The sequence below is a fragment of the Arthrobacter sp. P1_D12 genome (assembly GCF_056406175.1).
The window spans coordinates 157455-184042 of the sequence record NZ_JBFUAR010000018.1 but is presented as its reverse complement, the minus strand read 5'-3'; the positions used below and the strand labels follow the sequence as shown (position 1 = coordinate 184042).

Here is a 26588-nt window from a genome sequence, read left to right as displayed (position 1 = left end):
GCTAGGGGTTCCTCACGGGGTGTGCGCTGTTTGCGGCTGGATCGGCGGCCGGAGCGCCGGCGGTGGTACGACGGACTGCCAGGAGCAGCCCGTGTTCCGGGTTCAGGACCGGCATTGGGAGCCCGGATTCGGCCAGGAAGCGTCCCGACGCCTCGACGCCGCCTGCAAGCCACGCCGGTGGCGCCGCCTGCAGGAACGCCCGCCGGTCCTCGGCCGCCGGGTAGACCGCTTCCACCCGGTACGCGGTGTCCGGGAGCAACCCGGGCAGGCAAACCTTCCCCGGGACTTCGGCGAACGACGTCGCCACCGAGACCAGGGCGTAGAGTGCCTCGCCGCCGTCGTGGGACACGACGCCGTGCAGCCGGAGGGCCGGATCGGGCTCGTCGGCCCGCACCATGCGCCCGCTGTGCAGGAGGGGCCGGTACTGCTTGAACAGTGCGATGGCTCGGGCAAGCTCGGTACGTTCGGCATCGTCGAGGCGCCGGACATCCCATTCGAGGCCGAAGTGGCCGAACATCGCGGTGATCGCCCGGAACGAGAGATCGTGCGTTCGCGCCGTGGTGTGGCTCGTGGTGGGGCCAATGTGCGATCCGACGAGCTCCGGCGGCACCACCACGCCGGTCCAGCGCTGGATGGTCTGCCGTTCCAGGGCATCGTTGCAGTCCGAGGCCCAGATCCGGTCGGTGCGCTCCAGGATGCCGAGATCCACGCGGGCGCCGCCGGAGGAGCAACTTTCAATCTCGACGCCGGGGTGGGCCTTGCGGAGCTCGTCCAGGAGCCGGTAGACGGCCTGAGTCTGGGCGTGCACGGACGGGCGGCCGGCGTGGCCCATCTCGGCCAGGTCCCGGTTCTGGTCCCATTTGAGGTAACTGATCCGGTATTCGCTCAACAGGGCATCGAGCCTGTCGAAGATGTATTGCCAGGCCGCCGGATTGACCAGGTCAAGGACCTGCTGATGCCGCCATTGCATGGGCAGCCGGCCAGTCAGCCGGCCGGCCGGGTTGCCCCCGGCGGGCGGGTTGCCCCCGGCGGACTGGTTCCCCCCGGCGCTCTGGGGTGACGGGCCGGCGATCCAGTCCGGATGGGCGCGGGCCAGGTCCGAGTCCAGGTTGACCATTTCGGGTTCGACCCAGAGCCCGAATTCCATGCCGTGGCCGGTAACTGCGTCGATCAGCGGCGTCAGGCCCGCCGGCCACAGGTCCTCGTCGACGTACCAGTCGCCAAGGCCGGCGTGATCGTCGCGGCGGCCGCGGAACCAGCCGTCGTCGAGGACGAAGCGTTCCACGCCGAGCCCGGCGGCCGCTTCGGCGAGTTCGAGCAGGGGCTCGAGGCGGTGGTCGAAGTAGACAGCTTCCCAGACGTTGAGCACCACGGGACGGGCCTTGCCGGACCGCACGCCGGGGTGGTGAGGGCGCCCGCGGAACCAGCTGTAGAAGGCATCGCTGATGCCGTCCAGGCCCGCGGCGGAGTAGGCAGCGTACAGCCACGGGGTCTCGTAGCTGGCGTTCGCGGCCACGCTGATCTCGCCAGCGCCGAGCAGTTCCGAGGCGCCCAGGACGGTCCGGCCGTCCGCGGTGGCGTCAACGAAGCTCTCGTGGTTGCCGCTCCAGCCCAGATGCACGGCCCAGACCTGCCCGTGGCGGTTCCCGAATCCGGGGGTGCCAGCCGCGAGCAGGAGCGAGGCGTCGTGGCCGGTCCGGCCGTGCCGGCCCGAGCGGACCCATGTGCCTTGGCGCAGCGGCAGGCGCTGGGGGTGGGACTCCCGGCACCAGCGGCCGGTCAGGTCCAGGATTTCTGTGGCGGCGCGGCCCACGGGCAGCACGGCGGCGAGTTCGTCGATGCTGTACAGGCCGGCGCCGTCGTTGTCGAGCCGGTGCCGGAGCTGGAGCAGGCCGCCGTCGTTGATCCTGATCTCCGTACGGACGCTGACACCGGCCTCGGAGTCGGCCTGGGTGATGACGGCCGAGCAGTCCGCCCCGCGGGACCGCCCGCCGCTGGACAGCTCAGCACCGGACCGTTCAACACTGACAACACGCAGACGGGCCGAGAACGCCTGACCGTTCCGGTGGCCGCGGAGGCCGGGGCGCCCGCGCCAGCCGGAGGACGCCTGCGGGATCAGTCCCAGCGTGACCGGGACGTCGAGGGCCGAGTGCGGCACGGCGTGGCCCAGCAGCGAAAGATCCGGCAGGGCCGGGCCGAGGTCGGCGCCGAAGTGCAGCATGGCGGCCTCGCCCGTGCTGAAGTCGATCAGCAGGGACGTTCCGGAGCGGCGCAGGTACAACGGCTCCAGATTCTGCGGCAACAGGTCCGGGACGCCCACAGGGGAGCGGGTCTCGGCGGCAAGGGTGAGGTCCGGGTTGTTCACGGCAGCTCCAGGCGTAGTGGTTTGGGTGGACGGGGGCCGGGCGGTCAGCCTGTGGCAGCTGTGGGGCTGGCTGCGCTGATGCTCCGGGCGTCGCCGGTATGGGCCAGGCGGAGCCGGCCGACGCGCTCGCCGAGGATGCGCCGGGCCTCGCTGCCCAGAAGGTCATCGCTGATGAGTTCGTCAGCGTCCTCCAGGCCGGCGATCGTGCTGATGCCGAGGGTGCCCCACTTGGTGTGGTCCGCCAGCACCACCACCCGCCGGGCCGCGGTGACGAAGGCCCGGTCAGTTTCGGCCTCGAGCACATTGGGGGTGGTGAAGCCGGCGTCGGCGTCGACACCGTGGACGCCGAGGAACAATACGTCCAGATGCAGCTGTTTGAGCGAGGAAGTGGCCAGCGGCCCGACGAGGGCGTCCGAGGGTGTGCGCTCGCCGCCGGTCAGGATCACGGTGGACGGGGAGGCGCTCTGGTGGAAGACGTCCGCGATCCGCACCGAGTTGGTGACCACCGTGATCCGCGGGCCGGCGGACAGCAGCTGGGCCAGCGCCCATGTGGTGGTGCCGGCGCTGAGCCCGACCGCCATGCCCTCGCGCACCTGTGCGGCCGCCTCCTGCGCTATCGCCATCTTCTCGTCCTTGAACTGGGTCACCTTCAGCTCGAAGCCTGGCTCGTGGGTGCCGGCGCCGCCGGGCAACTTGGCCCCGCCGTGGATCTTCTCCACGGCGCCCGCCGCGTCGAGGGCCTCGATGTCCCGCCGCACGGTCATCAGCGAGACGCCGAGCATTGTGGCGAGGTCCGCGACACGGACGATCCGCTCACGCTGGACCTCCGCGAGGATGGCGGAATGGCGGGCTGCGGCTAGCATGTGGAGTCCTTACAGGTTTGAGTGGTTTGGCAGGCTTGAGTGGCTGGCGGAGGTGCCGACCAATCGGGCGGCAGCCGAACGGACGACGGCGACACCGCCGGCCGCGAGGCCGAGTCCGCCGTCGAGTTCGGCGCCGGTGAGCAGGTCCACGCCTTCCAGCGGCAGCCGGACGTCGTGGGCCCCGTGGTTGATGCAGAACGTCCAGTCGGTCCCGTCCTTGCTGCGCCGGACCACTTCGACGTCGGCCGGCAGATCCGGGACGAGCGGCTGCACCCTGGCATCGGCGCAGACGACGGCGAGCAGTTCGCCCAGGCCCTCCGGCGCGAGTGACGTGGCGACATAGTAGGAGCGACCGCTTCCGGCACGGTTACGGGTCACGGCGGGAGAACCGGCAGCCGGTCCCACTTCCACGGCCGCGAGGACCTCGGCGGAGGTGGCATGCCCCAATTCGTTCCAGCAGGTACCCGCCCCGAAGCTGCTGAGCCGGATGCTTTCGCCGCCGCGCAGCGGGAAAAACTCTTCCATCTTCACGCCCAGCAGTCCGCTGAACGCGCCGGGGTAGCTGCCAAGCCTGATGTGGTCATTTTCGTCCACGATACCGGAGAAATAGGTCACCACGAGGTGGCCGCCGGAGCGCACGTACGCGTCCAGATTCGCGGCCCCGGCATCGCTCACGAGGTACTGCATCGGCGCGACGACGAGCCGGTAGCCGGAAAGGTCATCGGTACTCTGGCGGAAGTCGGTGGGGATGCCGGCGCGGTAGAAGGCATCGTGCCAGCGCCGGGTTTCGGCGATGTTGGAGGCGTCCACGCTCGGGTGCGAGTCCAGTTCCGAGGCCCAGCGGGCGTCAGTGTCGTGGAGGATCGCGACGTCCACCCGGCCGGACGCGCCTGTGACCGCCGAGCCGCTGACTTCGGCCAGGCTGCGCAGCGCCTGGCCCAGCTGGACCACTTCGCGCCAAACCTTGGTGTCCGTGCCGGCGTGCGGCAGCAGCCCGGAATGGAACTTTTCGGCGCCGGCCCGCGAGGCCCGCCACTGGAAGAAGAGCGCGCCGTCGGCGCCGCGGGCAACATGCTGCAGGGAGTTGCGCAGCATCTCGCCGGGCGCTTTGGCGATGTTGCGCGGCTGCCAGTTCACGGCAGAGGTCGAATGCTCCATGAGCAGCCACGGCTTGCCCTTGGCCCAGCCGCGGGTGAGGTCGGCGGTTGCCGCCAGTTCCTGGAAGTTCCGCGGATCCTCGGCAACCAGGTAGTGGTCGTTGGAGACCACATCCATCTCCTCGGACCAGCGCCAGTAGTCCACGGGCTGGTGCAGGCCCATGTTGAAACCCATGAAGTTGGTGGTCACGGGATGTCCCGAGTGCGTGCGGATGATGGCGGCCTCGGCCTTGTAGCATTCGAGCAGCTCATCGGAGGAGTAGCGGGCGAAGTCCAGCTGCTGGGTCGGGTTCACCCAGGTCCCGGAGGTGCGCGGCGGCAGGATCTGCTCCCAGGCCGAGTAGCGCTGGGACCAGAAGGCGGTGCCCCACGCGGCATTGAGGGCCTCCAGGCTGCCGTACCGGCGTTCGAGCCAGCGCCGGAAACCCGCGGCGGCACCGTCCGAGAAATCAGGCTGGTTGTGGCAGCCGTACTCGTTGTGGACATGCCACATCACGACGGCGGGGTGGTCCTTGTACCGGGTGGCGATCTGCTCGGTCAGGGCCGCGGCGGCCCGGCGGTATTCGGCACTCGACGCCGCGAAGGCCTGCCGGGAACCGTAGCTGTGCCGCACGCCGTCGGCCGTCACAGGCAGGGACTCGGGATACTTGTGGCTGAACCAGGGCGGCGGCGACGCCGTGGCGTTCGCCAGGTCCACCCGGATGCCGTTGGCGTGCAGCAGGTCCAGGACCCGGTCCAGCCAGCCGAACTCGTAGACGCCCTCGGACGGCTCAAGCAGGGACCAGCTGAAGATGCCCACGCTGACCAGGTTGACGCCGGCCTCGCGCATCAGCCGGACGTCCTCGTCCCAGGTCTTCTCGGGCCACTGCTCCGGGTTGTAGTCTCCGCCGAATGCCAGCATCGGGGAGCCTTCGGAGCCGAGGCGGGCGGTGATGTAGTCCATGGCGTTGTTGTGGTTGGAGCTGTTGTCCACGTTTATCCTTTGCTGGAGCCGAGGGTCAGGCCCGCCACGAAGTGGCGCTGCAGGAGCAGGTAGATGATCAGGGCCGGAACGGCCGTGATCATGGCGCCGGCGGCGATCAGGTTGTAGTTGGAGAGGAACTGGCCCTGGAGGTTGTTGATCGCTGTGGTGACCGGAAGCCGGTCGCCGCTTTGGATGAAGAGCAGGGGCCAGAAGAAGTCGTTGTAAATGAAGATCACCTCGAGCGTGCCCATGGCGGCCAGGGCCGGGCGGCACAGCGGCAGGATGATGTCCCAGTACTGGCGCCAGACGCCGGCACCGTCAACCAGGGCCGCCTCGGTCAGCTCGGGGGACAGGGCCTTCATGTAGTTCGAGAGGACGAACGTCACGAAGCCGATCTGGAAGGCGGTGTCCACGGCGATCACGCTGATGTAGGTGTTGAGCAGGTTCCCGGAATCGCTGACGGCGTAGGGAAGCTCGAAGTGCTTGAACATTTCAAAGAGCGGCGCCGCGAGCACCTGCGGCGGCAGCAGGTTTCCGGCGGTGAACATGATCAGCAGGGTGATGTTGAACTTCCAGCTCACCCGGCTCACGGCGAACGCCATCATGGAGGCGAAGAAGAGGATCAGGAACACCGAGGGGACCGTGATGAGCACGGAGTTCCAGAACAGCTGGGAAAAGCCGCCCTGTGTCCAGGCCTGGGCGAAGTTGTCGAAGTTGAAGGCGCCGCCGGTGCTGAAGTAGCCGTATTTGTCAGTGTCAGCTTTGGGCCGCAGGGCAGTGAAAATGGCCCAGGCCAGGGGTACGAGCCAGATCGCGGCCATGACGATAAGGAAGACGTGGGTGCCGTAGTGCTTCTTGCCCTGCTTGTTGTTGGCCGGGCGGCCGGGGCGGGGGCCGGTCCCGCTTGGGCCGGAGCTGCGCTGCCGGGCGTCTGCCGGGCTGCCGGCCGCGGCGGCATCGGTTGGATGGGCGATGCTCATGCCTCTTTGTCCTTTCCGAATGCGCGGGAGAGATAAAACGTGATGGGGATCAGCGAAATGACGAGCAGGATGACGGCCAGCGCCGAGCCGATGCCGATCACCTGCCCTTCGCCCACCAGGTTCTGGATGACCAGGGCGCTGATCAGTTCCAGCCCGTTGGTGCCGCGGTTGATCACGTAGACGATGTCGAACGCCCGGAGGGATTCGATGACGGTGATGACGATGATGATGACGTTCACCGGGCGCATGGCCGGGAAGACCACCTGGAAGAAGGTCTGGACCGCGTTGGCGCCGTCGATCTGGGCCGCCTCGCGCAGGGTCGGATCCACGCCCTTGAGCCCGGCCAGGTACAGGATCATGACGTAGCCGGCGTGCCGCCAGGTGGCGGCGAAGAGGGCTGCCCAGATGTTGACGCTGGAATCCCCGAACCAGTCGACGGCCTGGGGCGTGCCGGCGGTGCCAAGCAGGAAGTTGAGGAGGCCGCTGTCCCGGTTGTAGAACAACTGCCAGATGATCCCGATCAGGGCCAGGGAGAGCATTACCGGGGCGAAGAAGATGCTCTGGTAGATCCGCGTGCCGCGGATGTTCTGGTCAAGGAGCACGGCCAGGAGCAGCCCCAGCGGGGTGGCGACGAGTGCCAGGAACGCCAGCCACAGCACGTTGTGCTGCATGGCCGGCCAAAACGGCGGGTAATCCTGGGCGATGAACTGGTAGTTCTCGACGCCGGCGGGCTTGATGTCGGTCAGCTCCAGCCCGTTCCAGCGGGTGAAGGACAGTCCGACCGACATGAGGGTGGGGATCCAGACCAGTACGAGCTGGATCAGCGTGGGGATGCCCACCATCAAGCCGAGCACCACTTTGTCGCGGCCGGACAGCCGCCGAACCCGCCGCGCGGGGGCTGCGGCTGCTTTGCGCCCCCGCGCCGACGGGTTGGTAGAGACACTCAGCTGACCGCGCCGTCACCCGCGCGGCCAGCACGGCGCTACTGGGCGGCGTACAGGGACTTGGCCTGGGCTTCCAGGTTCTTCACATCGAYGTTGCCGTCCTTGATGAACGACTGAAGCGCCGGGATCATCACGTTGTTGGCCATGGCGGGCAGGGCATCGCGGTCGAAGAACTGGCTGATGTTCTTGGCGCCGCTGATGGCCTCGGCCAGCTTCTTGTTCAGCGGAGTGAACTTGGAGGTATCGGCGCCCTTGGCGGTGGCGATGTTGGACGAGTCGACCGAGGCGTACACATCCTGTCCCTCCGGGGTGCCGACGTAGGCCAGGAAGTCCCGGGCGGCCTGGTTCTGGCCGCCCTTCTTGGAGAGCAGCAGGCCGTCGATGGGTGCCTCGATGGCGTCCTGGCCTTCCATCGCGACCTCGGGGAACGGGAAGAAGTCGATGTCGTCGGCGATTGCCTTGTCCGTGTATTGCTGGGTGAGGAAGGAGCCGAGCAGGTACATGCCGGATTTCTTGTCCGCGAGGGACTTCGCCGAGTCCTGCCAGGTCATGCCCAGGGCGTTCGGGTTCTGGAACGGGAGCAGGGCCCTCCAGGTGTCGAAGACGTCGCTGACCTTCTTCTGGTCCCAGCTTTCCCGGTGCGCGGTGAGGTCCATGTGGAACTGGTAGCCGTTCAGGCGCATGTTCAGGTAGTCGAACGTGCCCATGGCGGGCCAGCCGTCCTTATCCGCGAATTCAATCGGGATCAGGCCGTCGGCCTTCATCTTGGTGGCGAGGGCCTTCAGCTCATCGAACGTCGTGGGGACGGTGTACCCCTTTTCCGTCCAGAGGCTCTTGCGGTAGAAGAAGCCCCAGGGGTAGTTGTAGTTCGGGATCAGGTACATCTTGCCGTCGGCGCCGGTCGAGGCCTTTTTCAGGGCATCGGAGTAGTTTCCGCCGACCTTTTCCCAGACGTCATCGATCGGGGCGAGCAGCCCCTTGCCGGCGTAGTACTGCATGCGGTACCCGGCGAACCAGGTGAACGAATCGTCGGGGCTGCCCTGGAGGTAGGTGTTGATCTTGTTCTGGAAGTCGTTGTGCGCCACCACGTTGGTGGTGACCGCGATGCCGGACTTCTTCTGGAAAGCGTCGGTCACCGCCTTGTAGGCAGCCTTGGGGACCTCGTCGGAGGACCCGGAACCGAACGTGGCCGTCTTGGCGCCGCCGCTGGCAGGTGCGCTGCCGCCCGTGCAGGCCGAGAGCAGGGGAATGCCGGCCATCGCGACTGCTCCGGCGCCGAAGGTCTTCAGCAGCGTCCTCCGGTCCCACCCGCCTCGGCTGGAGGCCCGGAGCAGTGCGTCTTCATGCATGGTCATAATTTCTCCTTTGAAATAACGCGGGTGGAGTGAAGCAGCTCACATCATTAGCTATCATAATCGCACAATAAGGAACGTCAAGTAGCAAAAAGGAACATTTTGACGCGCATGGCCGGACTCGTCCGTTGACTTAGGGCGGGGCCGCTCTTAGCGTTAAGCCCCTCAGGGTGCCGATGTGGTCCGCCGGCTGGCGGTGGCGCCCGGAACCGCGGATACATGGCGAAAACCCAGGTGCACCCATGAAGATCAAGTCCACAGCCGCCGCCACGCTGCTCGTCCTGCTGTTCCTGGGAGGATTGCTCGGCGGCCCGTCCGCGCCGGCGTCGTCCGAGGGCGTCACGTATTACGTGAGCGCCGACGGCAGTGACGCCAACGACGGGACGTCGCCGCAATCAGCCTGGGCGACTCTCGACAAGGTCAATGCCACTGCGCTTCGGCCCGGGGATTCGGTCAGCTTTCGCCGCGGAGACATCTTCTCCGGGGGCCTTGTGGTCGGCCAGAGCGGCACCAGCCGGCTCAAGGTCACGCTGAATGCCTATGAAAGCGGCGATCCGCCCGTCGTTACGGGCGGACTGGCAGGAACGTGCGTCAGGCTCGACGGCGACTACATCGCCGTTGACGGCCTGCGGGCGGAGTCGTGTGGCTATGCGGGCTTCAGCATCTACGGCGACCACGCCTCCGTGCGGAACTCCGCCGCCAGGAACAATGCCGCGGGCATCAAAGTGAGCGAGGGCTCCGACTTCGGCACCTATGCCAACAACACGCTTGCCGACAACAACATCATGAACGTCAATACGCCGGGGGAGCTGTGCGGCACCGCCACGTCCCTGAAGTGCGATGACGACTCGGGTGCCTTTGGCTTCCTGATCAACGGCAGCGACAACGAGTTCGCCGGCAACACCGTCACCGGCTCCACCGCGGTGTCCTACGACTTTGGCCACGACGGCAGCGCGTTCGAAATCTTCAACGGCAACCGGAACAGGATCCACCACAACGTGGCCGTGGATAACAACGTCTTCTCCGAACTGGGGCGCGGGAAGGGCGGAACTGCCGACGGCAACACGTACAGCTACAACCTGGTCCGGTCCACCTGCGGCCCCAACTGCTCCCAGGCCATGGGGCTGATCGCGCGCGGCAGGACGTCCTCCTTCGGCCCGACCAACGGCACCACGTTCGAATACAACACCGTGTGGCTGGACGGCGCGGACTCCCAGGCCCTGGTCTGCCACTCGTCGTGCCCGGCCTCCACCGTCGTCAGGGGAAACATCCTGGTGGCCGCCCGCAACGCGCTGTGGATGGACGGCGCCGGCTGGACCGAGCAGGAAAACGTCCTCAACGGCCCCACGAACATCATTCCCAATGCCACCTCCACCACCGAGCCGGCCGGCTTTGTCAACGCACCCGCCGATCTCCACCTCTCCGGCGCGAGCCCGGCCATTGACCGGGCCGGGGTCAGCCCCTTCCCCCTGGATTTGGACGGGCGGCCGGCCAACCAGAAGGGCGACTGCCAGGGTGGCGGCGCGGCCGATGCGGGGACCTACGAATACAGGCCAGCCGGCTGCTGATACGCAACGGCATGGCGGCGCAGCAAGGAACCAGCACTGGTGCCATCGCGGGTCCCAGGGTATTCGGGGCGGCCCGGCGGATGTTACATAGTTGCAACTGCCGGGACACCCATGCGAAATCGTCCCGGGAGGATACTTGAAGTGCGTCCTCCCGGGGACGATTCGCATGCAGGCATTGGGGACTACTCGAAGGACCGCGCCGATGCCCACACCGTTCAACCAGGCCCTGGCCGACTCTGCGCTTCTCACCAAATCCCTCCCGCTGGGCCTGCTCCGCGCTTTCGTGCAGACCAACGCGGCCGACGACGGGCTCACGCCGCAACTGCTGGCTGAGCTCAAGATCCTGGCCCGCACTCCCGGGCTGCTCGTGGCCTGCAACTACGGCGGCACGCTGTGCGCAGCAGAAGGCATTTCCACCGAGACCCTGCCGCTGGGCAGCGCGGCGATCGCGCTGAGGGCGCTGGCAGCCCTCCCGAACACCCACGCGGCCGTCATCTCCGGGCGGTCGCTGCGGGATCTGGCCGCCGTCTCACGGCTCCCCGCGGAAGTGCACCTGGTCGGCTCGCACGGCGCGGAGTTCGACATGGGCTACGCCCACGGGCTGTCCCTCGCCACCGAATCGGTACTGCAGCAGGCCAGCCAGGCACTCGCCGAATCCGTCGGCGCCTACCGGGGCATCAGCATTGAGCGCAAGCCGGTCGCCGTGTCGGTGCATACCCGCCCTGCCGCCCCCGACGTCGTCGCACTGGCCACCACGAAGGCGGAGGAGATCGCCCGGGCGCACGCGTTGCACTTTGTTGTGGACGGCTCGGTGCTGGATCTCTCCGTGGTGGAACCGTCCAAGGCCTCCGCGCTGGAGCACCTGCGCTCCATACTCGGCGTGAGCGCCGCCCTTTACGCCGGCGACGCCTTCAGCGATGAGCTGGCCATGGCGACGCTGCGCGGGCCGGACATGGCGCTGCGCGTGGGGGAGGGGCCCACCGTGGCGGCCCATATCCTCCGGGACCCGGAGTCGTTCGCCCGCGTCCTGGCGATCCTGTTCGAACTGCGCCGGGCGTGGCTGTTCGGCGAGGACGCCGTGGGGCTGGAGCGGCACTCCATGATCGGCAACGGCTCGTCCACCGCCCTGATCACCCCGGACGCGAAGATCTGCTGGATGAGCCACCCGCTGCCGGACAGCGGGTCGCTGTTCGCCCATCTGCTCGGCGGAGATGCGGCGGGGCACTTCTCCGTGGAACCGGCGAAGTCCTCGCAGGTTCTGGGTCAGCGCTACGTGGACAGCACCATGATCGTCGAAACCCGCTGGGCCGACGTCACGGTGACGGACTACCTGGAGCCGGCCCCGGACGGCATCACCAGCCTGGTCCGGGTGCTGTCCGGCACCGGCACCGCGAGAATCGTCTTCGCTCCGCGGCCGGACTACGCGAATGCGCCGTTCAGCATGGAGGCGCGCGGAACGGAACTGCACGTCGTGGGAACCGCGGACCCCATCATACTTCGGGCGCCCGGAGTGACCTTTTCCATCACCTCGGACGGCCGGCACGGCACCGCCACCGGCGACGTCGACTTGCGGGACGGGCCGGTCGTCCTCAACCTGCGCTGCGGCGACACGGAACCGCAGTCAGCGGTGCCCGGGGACGAGACTGATGATGAGACCCGGCGTCGCGCCGCCGTCGCCCATCACTCCCGGCGCTGGGTGCACGAACTGCAACTGCCCGGCGTGAAGCCGTCGCTGGTCCGCCGGTCCGCGCTGGTGCTCCGGGCGCTGGTCCATGAACCCACCGGCGCTGTGCTGGCCGCGCCCACCACCTCACTGCCGGAGGGAATCGGCGGCACCCGCAACTGGGACTACCGGTACTGCTGGCTGCGGGACGGGTCCATGACCGTCAACGCGCTCGTGGACCTGGGCTCCACGGCCGAGGCCGAGGGATTCCTGGCGTGGCTGGGCCGGATCCTGGCCCACGCCCCGGGTCCGGAGTGGCTCCATCCGCTCTACTCCGTGACCGGGGCGCCGCTGTCCACCGAGGCCATCATCGAGAGCCTGCCCGGCTACGCGGGATCCCGCCCGGTGCGGATCGGGAACGCCGCCGACCACCAGGTGCAGCTGGACGTGTTCGGCCCGATCGCCGAGCTGATCAACGCCCTCAGCGCCCGCCAGGGCATGCTCTCCGACGGGCACTGGGACCTGCTGGTCCAGATGGCCGCAGCCGTCCTGGCCCGCTGGCACGAGGCCGACCATGGCATCTGGGAGGCCAGGCGGGCGCCGCGGCACCATGTCTACACGAAGGTGATGTGCTGGGTGGCGCTCGACCGGGCGCTGCGCACAGCCGTCCGGCATGGCCGGGAACCGCTGCCGGCCTGGGAGCCCACGGCGGCGAAGATCCGGGAGGAAGTCCTGCGCGAGGGCTGGGACGAGTCGGCGTCCTCCTACACCGTGGCGTACGACAGTCCGGACCTGGACGCAGCCGTGCTGCACATCGGTCTCTCCGGCCTGCTGGACGTCAACGACCTCCGGTTCCTGGCCACCGTCACGGCGGTGGAGCGGGAACTGCGGGTGGGGCCCACGGTTTTCCGCTACAGGTACGACGACGGCCTGCCGGGCCTGGAGGGCGGCTTCCACATCTGCACCACCTGGCTGATCGAGGCCTATGTCGCCGTCGGCCGGATCGAGGAGGCCTGGGACCTCTTTGACCAGCTGGTGAACCTGTTCGGTCCCACGGGGCTGCTGCCCGAGGAATACGACCCCGGCACGGAAACCCACCAGAAGAACTGACCCCCCGGCCCGCGGGCCGGCCCCCCGCCGCTACTCGCAGCCGACGCCGTCCCCGTCCCGGTCCAGTATGCGGCTGTACCCCGGCTGGCCGACGCGGATGGGCGCCGCGCCGGCCGCACGGACCGCGGCGCAGTTAGCGTAGGCCACCCCGGCCGCAGGTGCTGGCGCAGGAGCGCGCGCGGGAGCGGGCGCGGCTTGGGCTGGAGCGGCGGCCGGCTGGGTGGCGGGGGCCAGTGCGTCCGGGCAGTTCGTTAGGACCCGGGCCATGGCGTCGTGCTCGGCCTGGGTGACCCAGAGCCCATAGCTGGATTTCACCGAAATCTGGCGGGCGACGTAGTTGCAGCGGTAGGACTTGTTCGGCGGCAGCCAGGTGGCGGCGTCGCCGTCGCTCTTGCTCTGGTTGGCCGGGCCGCCCACCGCCAGCAGGTTTAGGGGATCGTTGGCGAAGGCCAGCCGCCGTGCCGGGCTCAGCTGCTGCGCGCCCTTCTGCCAGGCGTCACTGAGGGCCACGACGTGGTCGATCTGGACGGCGGTGCTGGTGGCATTGCCGCGCAGGAAGTGGATGGCGGCGGCCGTGTAGGGGTCGGCCAGGACGCCGGAGAGCACCACGCAGTCCCGCGTCCCGGGCCGGAGCGCGACTGAAGTGAGGTCGCGGCGGAGCACGTCATTGCGGGTATCGCAGCCGTTGTGATCAACGTCGGACCAGGCCGGGCCGAACTGGTCGCGGGAATAGCCCGTCTTGGTGGCGCGGCCCTTGACGGGCAGCGTGGCCAGCACCGAGAGGGCCTTGCCCGCCGAGGCCGGCTGCCGGGTCGCGGCGGCCGCAACATCGGCGCCGGCAACTTCGACACTGGGAACTTCGACGCCGGGAACTTCGACGCCGGGGGTGGCGTCCGGATCCAGCGGAGCGCTGTCCGTGCCGGCTGACGCAGTGGAGGGGGAGGCCGTGACGACGAGGACGCCGGTTCCGGCGGCCGGGGGAACAGCACCCGGGCCGGAGCACGCTGACGTCGCCACCAGCAGCAGGCCCGCCACCCCGCGCACGATCCAGTCGACCGCACCGATCCTCGGGCTGCGGGCATCCATTGCTTGGGCGCTGCTGGACTGGATGTCGCTGGACTGGATGCTGCCTGACCGCGTGCTGAGCAATTTTCCCCCACCTCATGCTGGCGCCCCGGGTATCCGCGGGCGCCTAAGACCGGCCCCAGCCTACCGGTTGCTCCGACGGAGTCAGCGGACCCCGGGGCGGGAGGCCGAGAAGATGGCCGGCGCTCCGCCGTCGCCGGTCGCGAGGTCGGCCAGGATCCTGCCCACGACCGGTGTGAACTTGAAGCCGTGCCCGGAGAAGCCGGCGCCGATGACAACCGGCCCGATCCGGTCCAGGACAAAGTTTTCATCCACGGTGGTCGTGTAAGTGCAGCTGATGTCGGAGAGGGAGTCGGCGTCGACCCCGGGCAGCCAGTCCCGGGCGTAGCGCTGCAGGGCCGCCCGCTGCTCCGGCTCCGGCGCGAAGCTCCGCCGGTCCGGGTCCGCCACCGGGCCCACCCCGTGCCATCCGGCCTTGATCCCCTCGCCCGGTGTTTGCATGCCGTAGACCGGCGAACGCCAGTACGCGTACGCGTCGCCGTGGCCGGGCATGTGGTTGAACCCCGGCCACTGGGCACCCTCATCGGTGATGGCGAAGTGTGCTGGTTGTTCCTGGGTGACCGTCAGCCGGGGCAGGGGCGCCACTCCGGCGAGCAGTTTCGTGGTCCAGCCGCCAGCGGTGACCACTGCCTGCCTCGCGGCGAGGACCTCGGTGCGGCCGCCGGCGTCGAGGGTGAGCCGGACGCCGTCGTCGAGGACTTTCAACTCGAGGACCTTCACATGATGGCGGATCTCGGCGCCGAGTCCGGCGGCGAGCCGCTGCAGCGCCGGCAGTGCGGCATCGGGGTTCAACTGGCCGCCATCCGCCATGTGCAGCACGCGCGTATCGAAACGGATGCCCCGCCAGCGCTCGGCGGCTTCCCCGGCGGAGAGGAACTCCGCCCGGAGCCCGGCCGCAAGCAGCGCGTTCCGGACCTCGGGCAACCGCGGATCGGGGCCGTGGTTTACGACGCCGGTGCGCGCCAGCAGGCGCTCGCCGGCGTCCGTTTCGAGCTCGCTCCACAGCCTGGCCGCCTCTGCCAGCATGGCGACGTAGTCCGGATCCGCGTAGCCGGGGTTGAAGTTCCGGGTTGTGCCGTGGGAGGCGCCGTTGCGGTGGCCGGGACCGAACTGCTCGAGCAGGGTCACCTCCCGGCCGCGCCGGGCCAGCGCCCACGCGGCGGCCGAGCCCATCGCGCCGCCGCCGATGACCACAGTGTCCAGGGTTGTTTTCAAGGGTCCTCCTCCGGGTTTGGTGCCGGTCCGCCGATACCGTTCAGCCGAGCCCGGCTGCCCGGCGAGGTCAGGCCAGCAGCAGGGCCACGCCGATCATGGCGGGCACAGCTACCACCGTAGTGATCAGCACGGTGTCCCGGGCTACCGTTACGCCGGTGCGGTAACGGCTGGCCGCGACAAACACGTTCTGGGCGGTGGGCAGGGCGGCCGTGACGACGGCGGCAAAGAGCGCCTGTTCCTGCATGCCGAGGACAAAATGGGCAAACAGGTAGGCCACCAGCGGGTGGACAACGAGCTTGAAGAAGCTCGCCAGCAGGGCGTCCAGCCGGCGTCCGGCGGCCGCCTGCAGCGGCTTGGAACCGTTCAGGCTCATGCCGAAGGCGATCAGCATAGCCGGGATCGCGGCCCCGCCGATCAAATGGATGGGCTCCAGGATCAGTGGTGGCACCGTCCAGCCGGTGGCGGCCACCAGGAGCCCGAGTCCTGTACCCACGATCATCGGGTTGCGCAGGATCATGAGCACGAAACTCAGGGGCGTGGTGCGGTGCGAGCTGGTGGTGGCGTCCAACGCCATGAGGAACAAGGGGGTGAAGAAAGCCAGCTGGAAGATCAGCAGGGGTGCCACATAGCTGGCATCGCCGAGCACGAAGACGGCGATGGGAATGCCGAGGTTGGCCGAGTTGGCCAGCGACGAGCTCATGGAGGAGATGAGGGCTTCCGGCAGGGACCGCTTGAGCGCGAAGCGCACGATGCCAAAGAACAGGACCGCTGTGGTCACCGCCCCGACTGCCGTCACGAGCAGCGGCGCGGCAAAGACGTCGTGGAGTTTCGCCTTGCTGAGGGTCTCGAACAGCAGGGCGGGGCTGGCCACAAAAAACGTCAGGGCGCTCAGCACGGGGCGGGCGTTCTCGCCCAGGATATTGCGCCGGCCCACGAACATGCCGACGAGGATGATGGCCCAGACGACAAAGAAACCCGCCAGTACCCCTAGCATGCGGTTCTCCGCAGCGGGGCTGGTGGGCGGCGGGTGAGGGTCACCCGTCCAGAGTAATCAGCTTTATTCCGCGCGCCGTCCTATTACGCCCGACGGCGCGCTGCCGCTAGTTGAGCGCGGCGTTGTTCAGCGAGTGCGGCGGACGCATGAGGCCGGGCGTCATGCCCTCCGCGGGGTCGTTGCCGATCTGGACAATCTTGTTGTCCTGGTCAACGTGGACCACCTTGGGGTTGTACGCCTTGGCCTCTTCCGTGGTCATCTGGGCGTAGGTGATGAGGATGACGATGTCGTTCTCGTGCATCAGGTGGGCGGCGGCGCCGTTGATGCCGATCACGCCGGAACCGCGTTCGCCGGCAATCGTGTAGGTCTCGAGCCGGGCGCCGTTCGTGACGTCGACAATCGCCACGAGCTCCCCGGGCAGGATGTCGGCCGCCTCCAGCAGATCCAGGTCCACGGTGACGGATCCGACATAGTGAAGGTCCGCGTGCGTGACCGTCGCGCGGTGGATCTTGGATTTGAATATTGTGCGATTCATAACGACATCAGTCTAACGCGGGGCCACCGCCCGCGCTGTGGCGCACTGCACACGCATCGGTCCGCCACGCGCTGTTCCACACATGCCGGAAGTCACGCGGGCCGGTCCACGGGGGCCGGACCGAGGACGCCCGCGGCCGCCGCCGGCACGATGGATGCCGCCGTCACCGCCAGGATTTCCCGGGCCGCCAGCAGCGCGGGCCGCCTGGCGCTTGAGCGCCGCACCGAGGTGAACACCGTACGGTGCGGATCCCCGGGCAGGTCCAGGAGTTGCGCGCTGGTGCCGCGGCCGGTCCACACGAGGTCGGGCATCAGGGCCACCGCATTTCCGGATTCGATCAGCCGGATCTGGGCCTGCAGGTCGGCGGTTTCAAAGCGGACGTCGGGCTCAAACCCGGCGCTCCGGCAGGCCTGCTCAGCCCAGTGCCGGGAGGCCGCTCCGCGGGGTTCCATCACCCAGGCCAGCCCTGCGGTATCGGCCAGCGTCCTAATGGGGTCGCGGTCGGGCGAGGGCGGCGGAACGGCGAGCCGGATGGCGTCGCGGGTCAGGGCCACGCGGTCCAGTTCGGCGTAGTGCGGGGCGGCGTGGCCCGGGTACTGCTCGGCGATCACGAGGTCGAAGTCGCGGGCCCACGTCTCGTGAAGGGCCGTCTCCGGTTCCCGCTGGGTCATTTCGACCCGGACTTCCGGGTAGCTGTCGGTCATTCTGGTCAGGGTGTCCGGCATGAGCGCCAGCGCGGCAGACTGGAACACCGCAATCCGCACGGTGCCCGTGACCGTGGTCAGCGACGCGGCCAGGTCCGCCTCCGCCTGCTCGAGGGTCTCCAGGAGCTGGGAGGTGTGGGCCACCAGGACTTCGGCCTGCGGGGTCAGCTGCACCCGGCGCCCGGTCTTGCGGAGGAGCTCCACCCCGGCCTCCTTCTCAAGGAGGGCCAGTTGCTGCGAAACTGACGACGGGCTGTACTGAAGCGCTTCGGCCACTTCGGCCAAAGTGCCCCGGATCTTCAGTTCGCGCAACAGTCGCAAACGCCGGACGTCGAGCATCGCTATTCCTTTGTGAATCCTGACGGTTATTCATTAAGAGAATTCACTTTATCTAATGCAACCGGGCTTGCATACTGTTCTCACTCGATATGCCCCATCACAGGGTGGAGTGATGGGCACCGCACCTAAGCAGGAGGCCCTCATGGCTACACGGGATTTGTCACAGTCGATCATGCGGCGCAAGCCCATCGACGACATCGAGGAAGAAAACAAACACAGCGGTCTGCACAGGAGCCTGGGGCTCTGGCAGTTGACGGCCATCGGCGTCGGCGGCATTATCGGCGTCGGCATCTTCTCCCTGGCGGGCCTTGTGGCCCACGGCAGCGAGTCCGAGCCCGGAGTCGGGCCGGCCGTGCTCATCTCCTTCCTGATCGCCGGCCTGGCGTCCGCCGCCGCGGCGCTGTCCTACGCGGAGTTCGCAGGAATGATCCCGCGTGCAGGCTCGGCCTACACCTACGGCTACGTCGCCCTCGGCGAGATCATCGGCTGGTTCATCGGGTGGGACCTGCTGCTGGAGTACATCGCCATCGTCGCCGTGGTGGCCATCGGCATCTCGGGCTACTTCGACGCGTTCCTCTCCGGTATCGGCATCCATATGCCCGCCTGGATGACCGCGACGCCGGATGAAGGCACCGGCGGCATCATCAACCTTCCCGCGATCCTCGTCTGCCTGCTCGTGACCTGGATTCTCTCCCGCGGCACCAAGACCTTCGGCCGCTTCGAACTGATCGCCGTCGGCATCAAGGTGCTGCTGATCCTGTTCATCATCGGCCTGGGCATTTTCTACGTGAACACCAACAACTACAACCCGTTCTTCCCCAGCGGTTTCGGTCCCGTGGTGGCCGGCTCCGCTACAGTGTTCTTCGCGGTATTCGGTTACGACGCCATGAGTACCGCGGCGGAGGAAGCCACCGACGGCAAGAAGCACATGCCCAAGGCGATCATCCTCTCGCTGGTCATCGCCATGCTGCTCTACGCCGCCGCCACCCTGGTGCTCACCGGTATGCAGAACTTCACGGAGATCGACCCCAAGGCCGGCTTCGCCTCCGCCTTCAACAGCGTTGGCCTTCCGGTGATCGCGACGATCATCTCCGTGTTTGCCGTCCTGTCCATCCTTACCGTGATGCTGACCTTCCTCCTCGGCGTCACCCGCGTCTGGTTCTCGATGAGCCGCGACGGCCTGCTGCCCGGCTGGTTCTCAAAGACGGACCGGAACGGCACGCCCCAGCGCGTGACCTGGATCGCCGGTGTCGGGGCCGCAATCCTGGCCGGCGTCCTCCCGATCAAGGCCGTCGCGGACCTGACCAACATCGGCATCCTGGCCGCGTTCGTCGTCGTCTGTGTGTCGGTGATCGTGTTCCGCTACAAGAAGCCGGACGCCCCGCGGACATTCCGGCTGCCGCTGATGCCCGTGGTTCCGGCGTTCGGCGTGTTTGCCTCGCTCTTCCTGATGTTCCAGCTGCACTGGGAGACCTGGCTGCGGTTCGTCGTCTGGCTCATCGTCGGCCTGATCATCTACTTCACGTACGGCCGCAGGCACTCGCTGATGAACCCGGACAGCCCGCGGCACGAGGAGATCGTGGAGATGCACCGCCCACTGACCTAACTACCCCGCCCACCCAACGCTCCCTCACTTCCCGCAGAAGATATTCGGACGCTCCCTCAGGTCCGGTGCAATATCGGCGAACCCTCTCTCACCTCTTGGGAGAGGGTTCGCCGTTTCAGCGCGGTAAGTGCGGGAGCGTCGCTTGAATAAGTGCCAGAAGTGCGGGAGGGTCGCTTGAAAAAGTGCCAGAAGTGCGGGAAGGTCCGGAGTGGTTCCCGAACGTTCGGACGGGGACCGGAAGCATCGGTTTTTCTAACCGGTATTGCTCAGAAAACTTCGCTTTATCTTATGAAAGTCCGGTCGCATACTGTTTCGTAAGAGGTCCACCTTTTGAGAAAGAACGTGTTTCAGCCATGACCAACATCTCCACGGAGCCCGGCGCCACCACCGGAAACGCCGCAGGCAACGACGCCACGCACGCCGCCGTTTCGGAAGGCTCCACGGTCCTTGAGGCCGCAGCCCTCGCCGAGGACACCATCGCGCTGGTGCGCCACTGGCTCACCGAGGCCGCAAAGGTGCCCGTCGACGCCTCGGCCGAGCAGCTCGCAGGGGTCCTGAAGGACCCCAACGGCCTGGACTTCACGGTCGGGTTCGTCGACGGCGTCGTCCGTCCCGAAGACCTGCAGGTCGCCGCCCGCAACCTCGCCGCCCTGGCGCCCAAGGTCCCGGCCTTCCTGCCCTGGTACATGCGCAGCGCGGTCCGCCTCGGCGGCGCCATGGCCCCGGTCCTGCCCCAGGTGGTCATCCCGGTTGCCCGCCGGGTGCTGCGTGAAATGGTCGGCCACCTCATTGTCGACGCCACCGACGCCAAGCTCGGCCCGGCCATCGCCAAGATCCGCAAAGACGGCATCAAGCTCAACGTCAACCTCCTCGGCGAGGCCGTGCTCGGCGAACACGAGGCCTCCCGCCGGCTCGAGGGCACGCACACCCTGCTGTCCCGGCCCGACGTCGACTACGTTTCGATCAAGGTCTCCTCCACGGTGGCCCCGCACTCCGCCTGGGCCTTCGACGAGGCCGTGGAGCATGTCGTGGAGAAGCTCACCCCGCTTTTCGCCCGCGCCGCCTCCTACGCGTCCACTGGCCAGAAGGCCAAGTTCATCAACCTGGACATGGAGGAATACAAGGACCTGGACATGACCATCGCGGTCTTCACCCGGATCCTGGACAAGCCCGAGGTCAAGAACCTGGAGGCCGGCATCGTGCTCCAGGCGTACCTCCCGGATGCCCTGTCCGCCATGATCCGCTTGCAGGACTGGGCCGCCGCCCGCCGCGCCGACGGCGGCGCCGCCATCAAGGTGCGCGTCGTCAAGGGCGCCAACCTGCCGATGGAGCAGGTCGAGGCCTCCCTGCATGACTGGCCGCTCGCCACCTGGGGCACCAAGCAGGACTCGGACACCAACTACAAGCGGGTCATCAACTACTCGCTGCACCCGGACCGGGTCCGCAACATCCGGATCGGCGTCGCCGGCCACAACCTCTTCGACATCGCTTTCGCCTGGCTCCTGGCCAAGCAGCGCGGCATCGCGGATAGCGCACAGCAGAGTATCGAATTCGAGATGCTGCTCGGCATGGCCCAGGGCCAGGCCGAAGCCGTCAGACAAGATGTCGGCTCCCTCCTGCTCTACACGCCCGTGGTCCACCCTGCCGAGTTCGACGTCGCTATCGCCTACCTGATCCGCCGCCTCGAAGAGGGCGCCAGCCAGGACAACTTCATGTCCGCCGTGTTCGAACTCAGTGAAAACGAAACGTTGTTTGAGCGCGAGAAGCAGCGCTTCCTCGCCTCGCTGGCCAAGCTCGACGACGAGGTCCCGGGTCCGAACCGGCTGCAGAACCGTGCCGTTCCGGCCGCGCCGCTGCCGCACGACTCGTTCGAGAACACTGCCGACACGGATCCGTCGCTGCCCGCGAACCGCGACTGGGGCCGCGCCATCCTGGGCCGCGTGACGACGTCGACACTGGGCAACGCCTCCGTCGAGGCCGCCACGATCAACGATGCCGCGACCCTGAATGCCGTGATCGATACCGCCGTCGAGAAGGGCAAGGCCTGGGGTGCACTCTCCGGCGCCGAGCGCGCCGAAATCCTGCACCGCGCCGGCGACGTCCTCGAGGCCCGCCGTGCGGACCTTCTTGAGGTCATGGCTTCCGAGACCGGCAAGACGATCGATCAGGGCGATCCGGAGATCAGCGAGGCGGTCGACTTCGCGCACTACTACGCCGAGTCCGGCCGCAAGCTCGACGACGTCGACGGCGCCACCTTCGTCCCGGCCAGGCTCACCGTTGTGACGCCGCCGTGGAACTTCCCGGTCGCCATCCCGGCCGGCTCCACCCTTGCGGCCCTCGCCGCCGGCTCCGCCGTCGTGGTCAAGCCCGCCAAGCAGGCCCGCCGCAGCGGGGCCGTCATGATCGAGGCCCTCTGGGAGGCCGGCGTTCCGCGCGATGTGCTCACCATGGTCCAGTTGGGCGAGCGGGAACTGGGCCAGCAGCTCATTTCCCACCCGTCTGTGGACCGCGTCATCCTGACCGGCGGCTACGAGACCGCCGAGCTGTTCCGCTCGTTCCGCAAGGACCTGCCCCTGCTGGCCGAGACCAGCGGCAAGAACGCCATCATCGTCACTCCGAGCGCGGACCTGGACCTCGCGGCCAAGGACGTCGCGTACTCCGCGTTCGGCCACGCCGGCCAGAAGTGCTCCGCCGCCTCGCTGGTGATCCTCGTCGGCTCCGTGGCGAAGTCGAAGCGCTTCCACAACCAGCTGATCGACGCCGTCACCTCGCTCAAGGTCGGCTACCCGCAGGACCCGGCGAGCCAGATGGGCCCGATCATCGAGCCCGCCAACGGCAAGCTCCTGAACGCCCTCACCACCCTCGGCGAGGGCGAGACCTGGGCCGTCGAGCCGCGGAAGCTCGATGATTCGGGCAAGCTCTGGAGCCCCGGCGTGCGCTCCGGTGTCCGCCGCGGATCCTACTTCCACCTCACCGAGTTCTTCGGCCCGGTCCTGGGCGTTATGACTGCAGAGACCCTCGAGGAGGCCATCGCGATCCAGAACCAGATCGAATACGGCCTCACCGCCGGCCTGCACTCGCTCAACAGCGAGGAACTGGGGATCTGGCTGGACACCATCCAGGCCGGCAACCTCTACGTCAACCGCGGCATCACCGGCGCGATTGTCCAGCGCCAGCCCTTCGGCGGCTGGAAGAAATCCGCCGTCGGCGCCGGCACCAAGGCCGGCGGCCCGAACTACCTCGTCGGCCTCGGCGAATGGGCCAGCAAGCCCAGCGCCGCCGCCGGCACCCCGGGCACTTCTCCCGCCCACGCCGGCGTCCGCCGGATCGAGGACGCCGCCAAGGGCTTCCTGACCGCCGACGAACTCGCGCCGCTGCAGCGCGCGCTCGCCTCCGACGCCCGCGCCTGGGCCGAAGAGTTCGGCACCGCGAAGGACGTCTCCGGCCTGAGTGCGGAACGCAACGTCTTCCGCTACCGTGCTCTGCCCGTCACGGTCCGCCTCGCGGAAGACGAGCCGCTTGCCGGCCTCGTCCGGACCGTCGCCGCCGGCGTCCTGGCCGGGTCCGTCCTGACGGTCTCCACCGCCGTCGAACTGCCCGCCCAGCTGCGCGCCGTCCTGTCCGGGCTTGGCATCGCGGCGACTGTTGAGAACGACGCCGAATGGCTCGCTTCCGCCGGCACCCTCGCCGCGGCGGGCAAGCTTTCCGGCGCCCGGATCCGGCTGATTGGCGGGGACGCCAAGGCGCTGGCCGAAGCCACGGGCGGACGCCCGGACCTGGCGGTGTATGTCCACCCCGTCACGGAAGCCGGACGCGTGGAACTGCTGCCGTTCCTGCACGAGCAGGCCATCAGCATCACGGCGCACCGCTTCGGCACGCCCAACCACATCTCCGACGCCCTGATCTAGCCCGGGGCTGCTAAAACCCCGGCTCGGGCGTGCTGGAACCCTGAAACCCAAAAAAACACCGCCGCCGTGCAGGCACCATAAGGTGCGGCACGGCGGCGGCGTTTAACGGCGAAGGCGCTAAGCGGAGTCGGGGCTAGCCGAAGTACCAGCCCGGCGGGACCCAGGAAGCGGGGACCGCGTGGGCGGAGAAATCGTCGCAGCCCGAGCAGAAGTAGGTGACCTCGCCGAGCTTGCTGACCGAGCCGTCCCTCCGGTGCGTGGCCGGGACGAAGGTCTCAAGGTAAATGAACTCGTCCGTGCCGCAGCGTTCGCAGTACGGGCTGGCCACATAATCGGACTCTGCGAGGGTAGTCGGGCGGATTCCCCGTTGGCCCGGGGTGGCCGCGTGCTGCATTCCGGCGGTCGAGTGGTGCATGGCCGCTGCGGGGCGGGCCGGCGCGGTTACCTGACGGGAGGACTTTGTCGCGTGGGCGGCGGGGGCGGGCAATCGGGGGTGATTAATGGCTGGCATCAATGGCGGCCTATCCCGAACGCTCCGACGCCAGCCACAGGGCGTCAGCGACGGACAGCGTTCGTTATTCGAATCGTTGTCGTGGGCCACTGCTTGACCTCGAACGGTGGATCTTAAGTAGTGTCAGGATAGATGAAGTACGTGCACCGTTCAATGGTCAAGTAAGTACTGCCCGGGTCCGGGTAGTCCGCCCCGTAGGTACCGTGGCAGGATCAGTGCTGGCTGCGGGACCGCCCGCGCGTCAGGCCGGTCGTTTCAGGGTCCGGCCCACGATCGCCTGCGTGAGGGCATCGATCACCTCGGTATTGGCCAGCGGATTGCGGATGAGCGTGAAATCGACGTCGCCCACCGGTGGCAGATCGAAGCGGCGGGTGATGATTTTCAGGTCCTCCGGCACCAGGGAGGAAGGCATCACGGCCACACCGATGCCGGCCCGGACGGCGGCCAGTACGCCGCTGATCTGGCGTGTGGTGCAGGTGATCCGCCAGGTGCGCCCGGTGGCCTCCAGAGCGTCGATCGCAAGCTTCCGGCTCAGGCTGGGGGAGGGGTAGGCGATCAGCGGGACAGGATCAGCCGGTTCCAGCACGGTCTGCTCCAGGCCGACCCAGGCGAAGGCGTCCTGCTGGACCACGGTCCCGTCCTTGGCCCCGGCCACCCATTTCACAAAGACCAGATCCAGTTGCCCGGCATTCAGGCGCTTGTAGAGCTGGTCGCTCTGCCCGACCGTCAGCTCGAGGTTGATCTGGGGATAGATCTGCCGGAACTCCCGGAGGATGCGTGGCAGCCCGGTGATGGCGAGATCATCGGCCGTGCCGAAGCGCAGTCGGCCGCGCATGGCGGAGCCGGAGAAATAGCGGGCGGCGGAGTCGTGCGCGGCGAGGATGCTGCGGGCGAACCCGGCCATGGCATCGCCGTTGTCGGTCAGGCGTACATCCCGGGTATCCCGGGCAACCAGCACCCGCTTGGCGGCGGTCTCCAGCTTGCGGACGTGCTGGCTGACGGTGGGTTGGGCCAGGCCGAGGCGCTCGGCGGCCTTGGTGAAACTCAAGGTTTCGGCCACGGCCAGGAACGAGCGGAGCTGGGCGGGTTCGAACATGGCGGTCTCCGGATCGGTGCCGCATACCCTGCATTGTGTTTTGTAATGCGAGTTATGCGTGGAATAGGCTTCCATAATCTCTTGGGGCCAGCCTAGCGTTAAGTCCATCCCACTCACCCGCTCTTTTGAGGACTTTTCCGTGGCACCCCCTCCGCCGCTAGAGGCGAACGCAGCTTCCCTGCCGGACACCATCACCCAACCACTCGCCGTCGTCAACGAGCCCCTGCCTTGGCGCCACACTTTCATTTCGCTCAAGGTCCGCAACTTCCGCGTCTTCGCGATCGGGCACTTCGTCGCCGTCATCGCGCTCTGGATGCAGCGGATCGCCCAGGACTGGCTGGTGCTCCAGCTCTCCGGTTCCGTCACGGCCGTCGGCATCACCGTGGCCCTGCAGTTCCTGCCGTCGCTGTTCCTCGGCCCGTGGGCCGGCATGATGGCGGACCGTTTCGCGAAGCGGAAGATCCTCATGCTGTGCCAGTCGGTGGCCGCCGCGTTGGCCGCGGTCCTTGCCGTCCTGGCGCTCAGCCACCGGATTGAGGTGGGGCACGTCTACGCGATCGCGCTGGTTCTGGGCCTTGTGACCGTGCTGGACCAGCCGGCCCGCCAGGTGTTCGTCAACGAGCTCGTGGGCCCCGGCTATCTGCGAAACGCGATCAGCGTGAACTCCACGATCTTCCAGCTCGGCGGCCTGATCGGTCCTGCGATCGCCGGGATCCTGCTGACCGCCGTGGGGGCCGGCTGGGCCTTTGCCGCCAATGCGGTGGCGTGCTGTTTCACTGTGGCCATGCTCCTGAGCCTGCGCAAGGACCAGCTGCATGTCAGCACCCCGGCCGCCAAGCGCCCGGGCATGCTGCGGGAAGGGCTGGACTATGCGCTCAGCAAGCCCACCATCTACTGGCCCTGGCTGATGGCCGGGTTCATCGCGGTGTTCGCGATGAGCCTGCCGGTGCTGCTGGCCGCGTTCGCGGACCACGTGTACGACGCCGGTGCCGGTGGCTATGGGCTGCTCAACACGCTCGTGGCCCTCGGCGCCCTGGCCGGCGCGATCACCTCGGCCCGGCGGCGCGCCCTGCGGCTGCGCTCCGTGGTGCTGGGCGCCGGGATGTACGGGCTCATGCTGTGCCTGGCTTCCCTGGGGCCGTCCATGGCGTGGTTCGGCGTGGCCATGGTGCTGGCCGGATTCTGGTGCCTGATGTTCCTGACCGCCGCGAACCAGCTGGTCCAGGTCAGCGCCAACTTGGCCATCCGCGGGCGGGTCATGAGCCTGTACATCATGGTGCTGATCGGCGGCCAGGCGATCGGCGGCCCGATGATGGGCTGGCTGGCCGAGCACGCGGACCCGCACACCGCCGTCCTCGTCTCCGGCGGCGTCCCGGTGCTGGCTGCCGCGACCGTCGCCGTCGTCCTCGCCCGGCGCGGGCAGCTCATGCTCAAAGTGGACCTGAAGGACCGGCGCCGGCTGCTGCGGATCGTCCGGACCGATTTCCGCACCGAAAAAGGACAGCCGCTACGTGGATCCACGCAGCGGCTGTCCTAATTCGTCGCGGAAAACCGGGAGGCGTGCAACA

Annotated in this window: 18 protein-coding genes; 5 read left to right on the top strand and 13 right to left on the bottom strand. The window is 67.9% G+C overall.

Features of this window, described 5'->3' with window-relative positions:
- Window position 1: 1 nt before the first annotated feature.
- The 6 genes from AC1DZV_RS14925 to AC1DZV_RS14900 form a co-directional block, all read right to left on the bottom strand.
- Entirely contained in the window at window positions 2-2290 is a 2289-nt protein-coding gene (locus AC1DZV_RS14925) for an alpha-galactosidase (RefSeq protein ID WP_476954019.1), read from the bottom strand.
- Between the two features lie 119 nt (window positions 2291-2409).
- Window positions 2410-3228: a DeoR/GlpR family DNA-binding transcription regulator gene (locus AC1DZV_RS14920; protein WP_476951931.1), complete on the bottom strand. Its 819-nt coding sequence runs from the start codon at window positions 3226-3228 to the stop codon at window positions 2410-2412.
- A gap of 9 nt (window positions 3229-3237) precedes the next feature.
- Entirely contained in the window at window positions 3238-5358 is a 2121-nt protein-coding gene (locus AC1DZV_RS14915; protein ID WP_476951932.1) for a beta-galactosidase, read from the bottom strand.
- Window positions 5359-5360: 2 nt separating this feature from the next.
- Window positions 5361-6329, bottom strand: coding sequence for a carbohydrate ABC transporter permease (locus AC1DZV_RS14910; RefSeq protein ID WP_476951933.1), 969 nt, complete (start codon window positions 6327-6329; stop codon window positions 5361-5363).
- Window positions 6326-7171: a carbohydrate ABC transporter permease gene (locus AC1DZV_RS14905; RefSeq protein ID WP_476947906.1), complete on the bottom strand. Its 846-nt coding sequence runs from the start codon at window positions 7169-7171 to the stop codon at window positions 6326-6328. The genes AC1DZV_RS14910 and AC1DZV_RS14905 overlap by 4 nt, the downstream gene beginning before the upstream one ends.
- Before the next feature lie 140 nt (window positions 7172-7311).
- Window positions 7312-8628: an ABC transporter substrate-binding protein gene (locus AC1DZV_RS14900; protein ID WP_476954009.1), complete on the bottom strand. Its 1317-nt coding sequence runs from the start codon at window positions 8626-8628 to the stop codon at window positions 7312-7314.
- 239 nt (window positions 8629-8867) lie between these two features.
- On the opposite strand from AC1DZV_RS14900, the gene AC1DZV_RS14895 reads away from it, so the two are divergent.
- Complete coding sequence (locus AC1DZV_RS14895; protein ID WP_476954008.1) at window positions 8868-10193, top strand: right-handed parallel beta-helix repeat-containing protein; 1326 nt, start codon at window positions 8868-8870, stop codon at window positions 10191-10193.
- A 202-nt stretch (window positions 10194-10395) separates the two neighbouring features.
- Window positions 10396-12966 carry a trehalase-like domain-containing protein gene (locus AC1DZV_RS14890; RefSeq protein WP_476954007.1) on the top strand — a complete coding sequence of 857 codons (2571 nt, stop codon included), beginning with the start codon at window positions 10396-10398 and terminating at the stop codon, window positions 12964-12966.
- 30 nt (window positions 12967-12996) lie between these two features.
- On the opposite strand, the gene AC1DZV_RS14885 is transcribed toward AC1DZV_RS14890, so the two are convergent.
- The 5 genes from AC1DZV_RS14885 to AC1DZV_RS14865 all read right to left on the bottom strand — a co-directional run bounded on the left by AC1DZV_RS14885 (window position 12997) and on the right by AC1DZV_RS14865 (window position 17899).
- Window positions 12997-14115, bottom strand: a complete 1119-nt coding sequence (locus AC1DZV_RS14885) for a GmrSD restriction endonuclease domain-containing protein (protein ID WP_476954006.1) — start codon at window positions 14113-14115, stop codon at window positions 12997-12999.
- Window positions 14116-14196: 81 nt separating this feature from the next.
- Window positions 14197-15327, bottom strand: coding sequence for an FAD-dependent oxidoreductase (locus AC1DZV_RS14880; RefSeq protein ID WP_476951939.1), 1131 nt, complete (start codon window positions 15325-15327; stop codon window positions 14197-14199).
- Window positions 15328-15394: 67 nt separating this feature from the next.
- Window positions 15395-16321, bottom strand: coding sequence for an AEC family transporter (locus AC1DZV_RS14875; RefSeq protein WP_018774009.1), 927 nt, complete (start codon window positions 16319-16321; stop codon window positions 15395-15397).
- A gap of 106 nt (window positions 16322-16427) precedes the next feature.
- Window positions 16428-16856 carry an aspartate 1-decarboxylase gene (gene panD, locus AC1DZV_RS14870; protein WP_028275366.1) on the bottom strand — a complete coding sequence of 143 codons (429 nt, stop codon included), beginning with the start codon at window positions 16854-16856 and terminating at the stop codon, window positions 16428-16430.
- 92 nt (window positions 16857-16948) lie between these two features.
- The gene (locus AC1DZV_RS14865; RefSeq protein WP_476951940.1) at window positions 16949-17899 is read right to left on the bottom strand and encodes a LysR family transcriptional regulator; all 951 of its coding nucleotides are present in this window, start codon (window positions 17897-17899) and stop codon (window positions 16949-16951) included.
- 142 nt (window positions 17900-18041) lie between these two features.
- Here AC1DZV_RS14865 and AC1DZV_RS14860 point away from each other — a divergent pair, with 142 nt between their 5' ends.
- Window positions 18042-19505: an amino acid permease gene (locus AC1DZV_RS14860; protein ID WP_476954005.1), complete on the top strand. Its 1464-nt coding sequence runs from the start codon at window positions 18042-18044 to the stop codon at window positions 19503-19505.
- Between the two features lie 353 nt (window positions 19506-19858).
- Window positions 19859-23413 (top strand): bifunctional proline dehydrogenase/L-glutamate gamma-semialdehyde dehydrogenase, encoded by a 3555-nt coding sequence (locus AC1DZV_RS14855; protein ID WP_476954004.1) that lies wholly within the window; start codon window positions 19859-19861, stop codon window positions 23411-23413.
- Between the two features lie 133 nt (window positions 23414-23546).
- Here the strand turns inward: AC1DZV_RS14855 and AC1DZV_RS14850 are convergent, their stop codons facing one another.
- The gene (locus tag AC1DZV_RS14850; RefSeq protein WP_476951943.1) at window positions 23547-23924 is read right to left on the bottom strand and encodes a hypothetical protein; all 378 of its coding nucleotides are present in this window, start codon (window positions 23922-23924) and stop codon (window positions 23547-23549) included.
- A 241-nt stretch (window positions 23925-24165) separates the two neighbouring features.
- Entirely contained in the window at window positions 24166-25020 is an 855-nt protein-coding gene (locus tag AC1DZV_RS14845) for a LysR substrate-binding domain-containing protein (RefSeq protein ID WP_476951944.1), read from the bottom strand.
- Between the two features lie 139 nt (window positions 25021-25159).
- Between AC1DZV_RS14845 and AC1DZV_RS14840 the strand changes: the two genes are divergently transcribed.
- Window positions 25160-26557 carry an MFS transporter gene (locus AC1DZV_RS14840; protein ID WP_476951945.1) on the top strand — a complete coding sequence of 466 codons (1398 nt, stop codon included), beginning with the start codon at window positions 25160-25162 and terminating at the stop codon, window positions 26555-26557.
- Window positions 26558-26588 lie beyond the last annotated feature (31 nt).

What these genes read in the sequence shown, in the direction of transcription:
- AC1DZV_RS14905 (WP_476947906.1), bottom strand. Translation starts at nt 7,171, where the DNA reads ATGGTGGGCATCCCCACGCTGATCCAGCTCGTACTGGTCTGGATCCCC.
- AC1DZV_RS14855 (WP_476954004.1), top strand. Translation starts at nt 19,859, where the DNA reads ATGACCAACATCTCCACGGAGCCCGGCGCCACCACCGGAAACGCCGCA.
- AC1DZV_RS14875 (WP_018774009.1), bottom strand. Translation starts at nt 16,321, where the DNA reads ATGCTAGGGGTACTGGCGGGTTTCTTTGTCGTCTGGGCCATCATCCTC.
- AC1DZV_RS14920 (WP_476951931.1), bottom strand. Translation starts at nt 3,228, where the DNA reads ATGCTAGCCGCAGCCCGCCATTCCGCCATCCTCGCGGAGGTCCAGCGT.
- AC1DZV_RS14910 (WP_476951933.1), bottom strand. Translation starts at nt 6,329, where the DNA reads ATGAGCATCGCCCATCCAACCGATGCCGCCGCGGCCGGCAGCCCGGCA.
- AC1DZV_RS14865 (WP_476951940.1), bottom strand. Translation starts at nt 17,899, where the DNA reads ATGCTCGACGTCCGGCGTTTGCGACTGTTGCGCGAACTGAAGATCCGG.
- AC1DZV_RS14845 (WP_476951944.1), bottom strand. Translation starts at nt 25,020, where the DNA reads ATGTTCGAACCCGCCCAGCTCCGCTCGTTCCTGGCCGTGGCCGAAACC.
- AC1DZV_RS14850 (WP_476951943.1), bottom strand. Translation starts at nt 23,924, where the DNA reads ATGCCAGCCATTAATCACCCCCGATTGCCCGCCCCCGCCGCCCACGCG.
- panD (WP_028275366.1), bottom strand. Translation starts at nt 16,856, where the DNA reads ATGAATCGCACAATATTCAAATCCAAGATCCACCGCGCGACGGTCACG.
- AC1DZV_RS14895 (WP_476954008.1), top strand. Translation starts at nt 8,868, where the DNA reads ATGAAGATCAAGTCCACAGCCGCCGCCACGCTGCTCGTCCTGCTGTTC.
- AC1DZV_RS14860 (WP_476954005.1), top strand. Translation starts at nt 18,042, where the DNA reads ATGGCTACACGGGATTTGTCACAGTCGATCATGCGGCGCAAGCCCATC.
- AC1DZV_RS14890 (WP_476954007.1), top strand. Translation starts at nt 10,396, where the DNA reads ATGCCCACACCGTTCAACCAGGCCCTGGCCGACTCTGCGCTTCTCACC.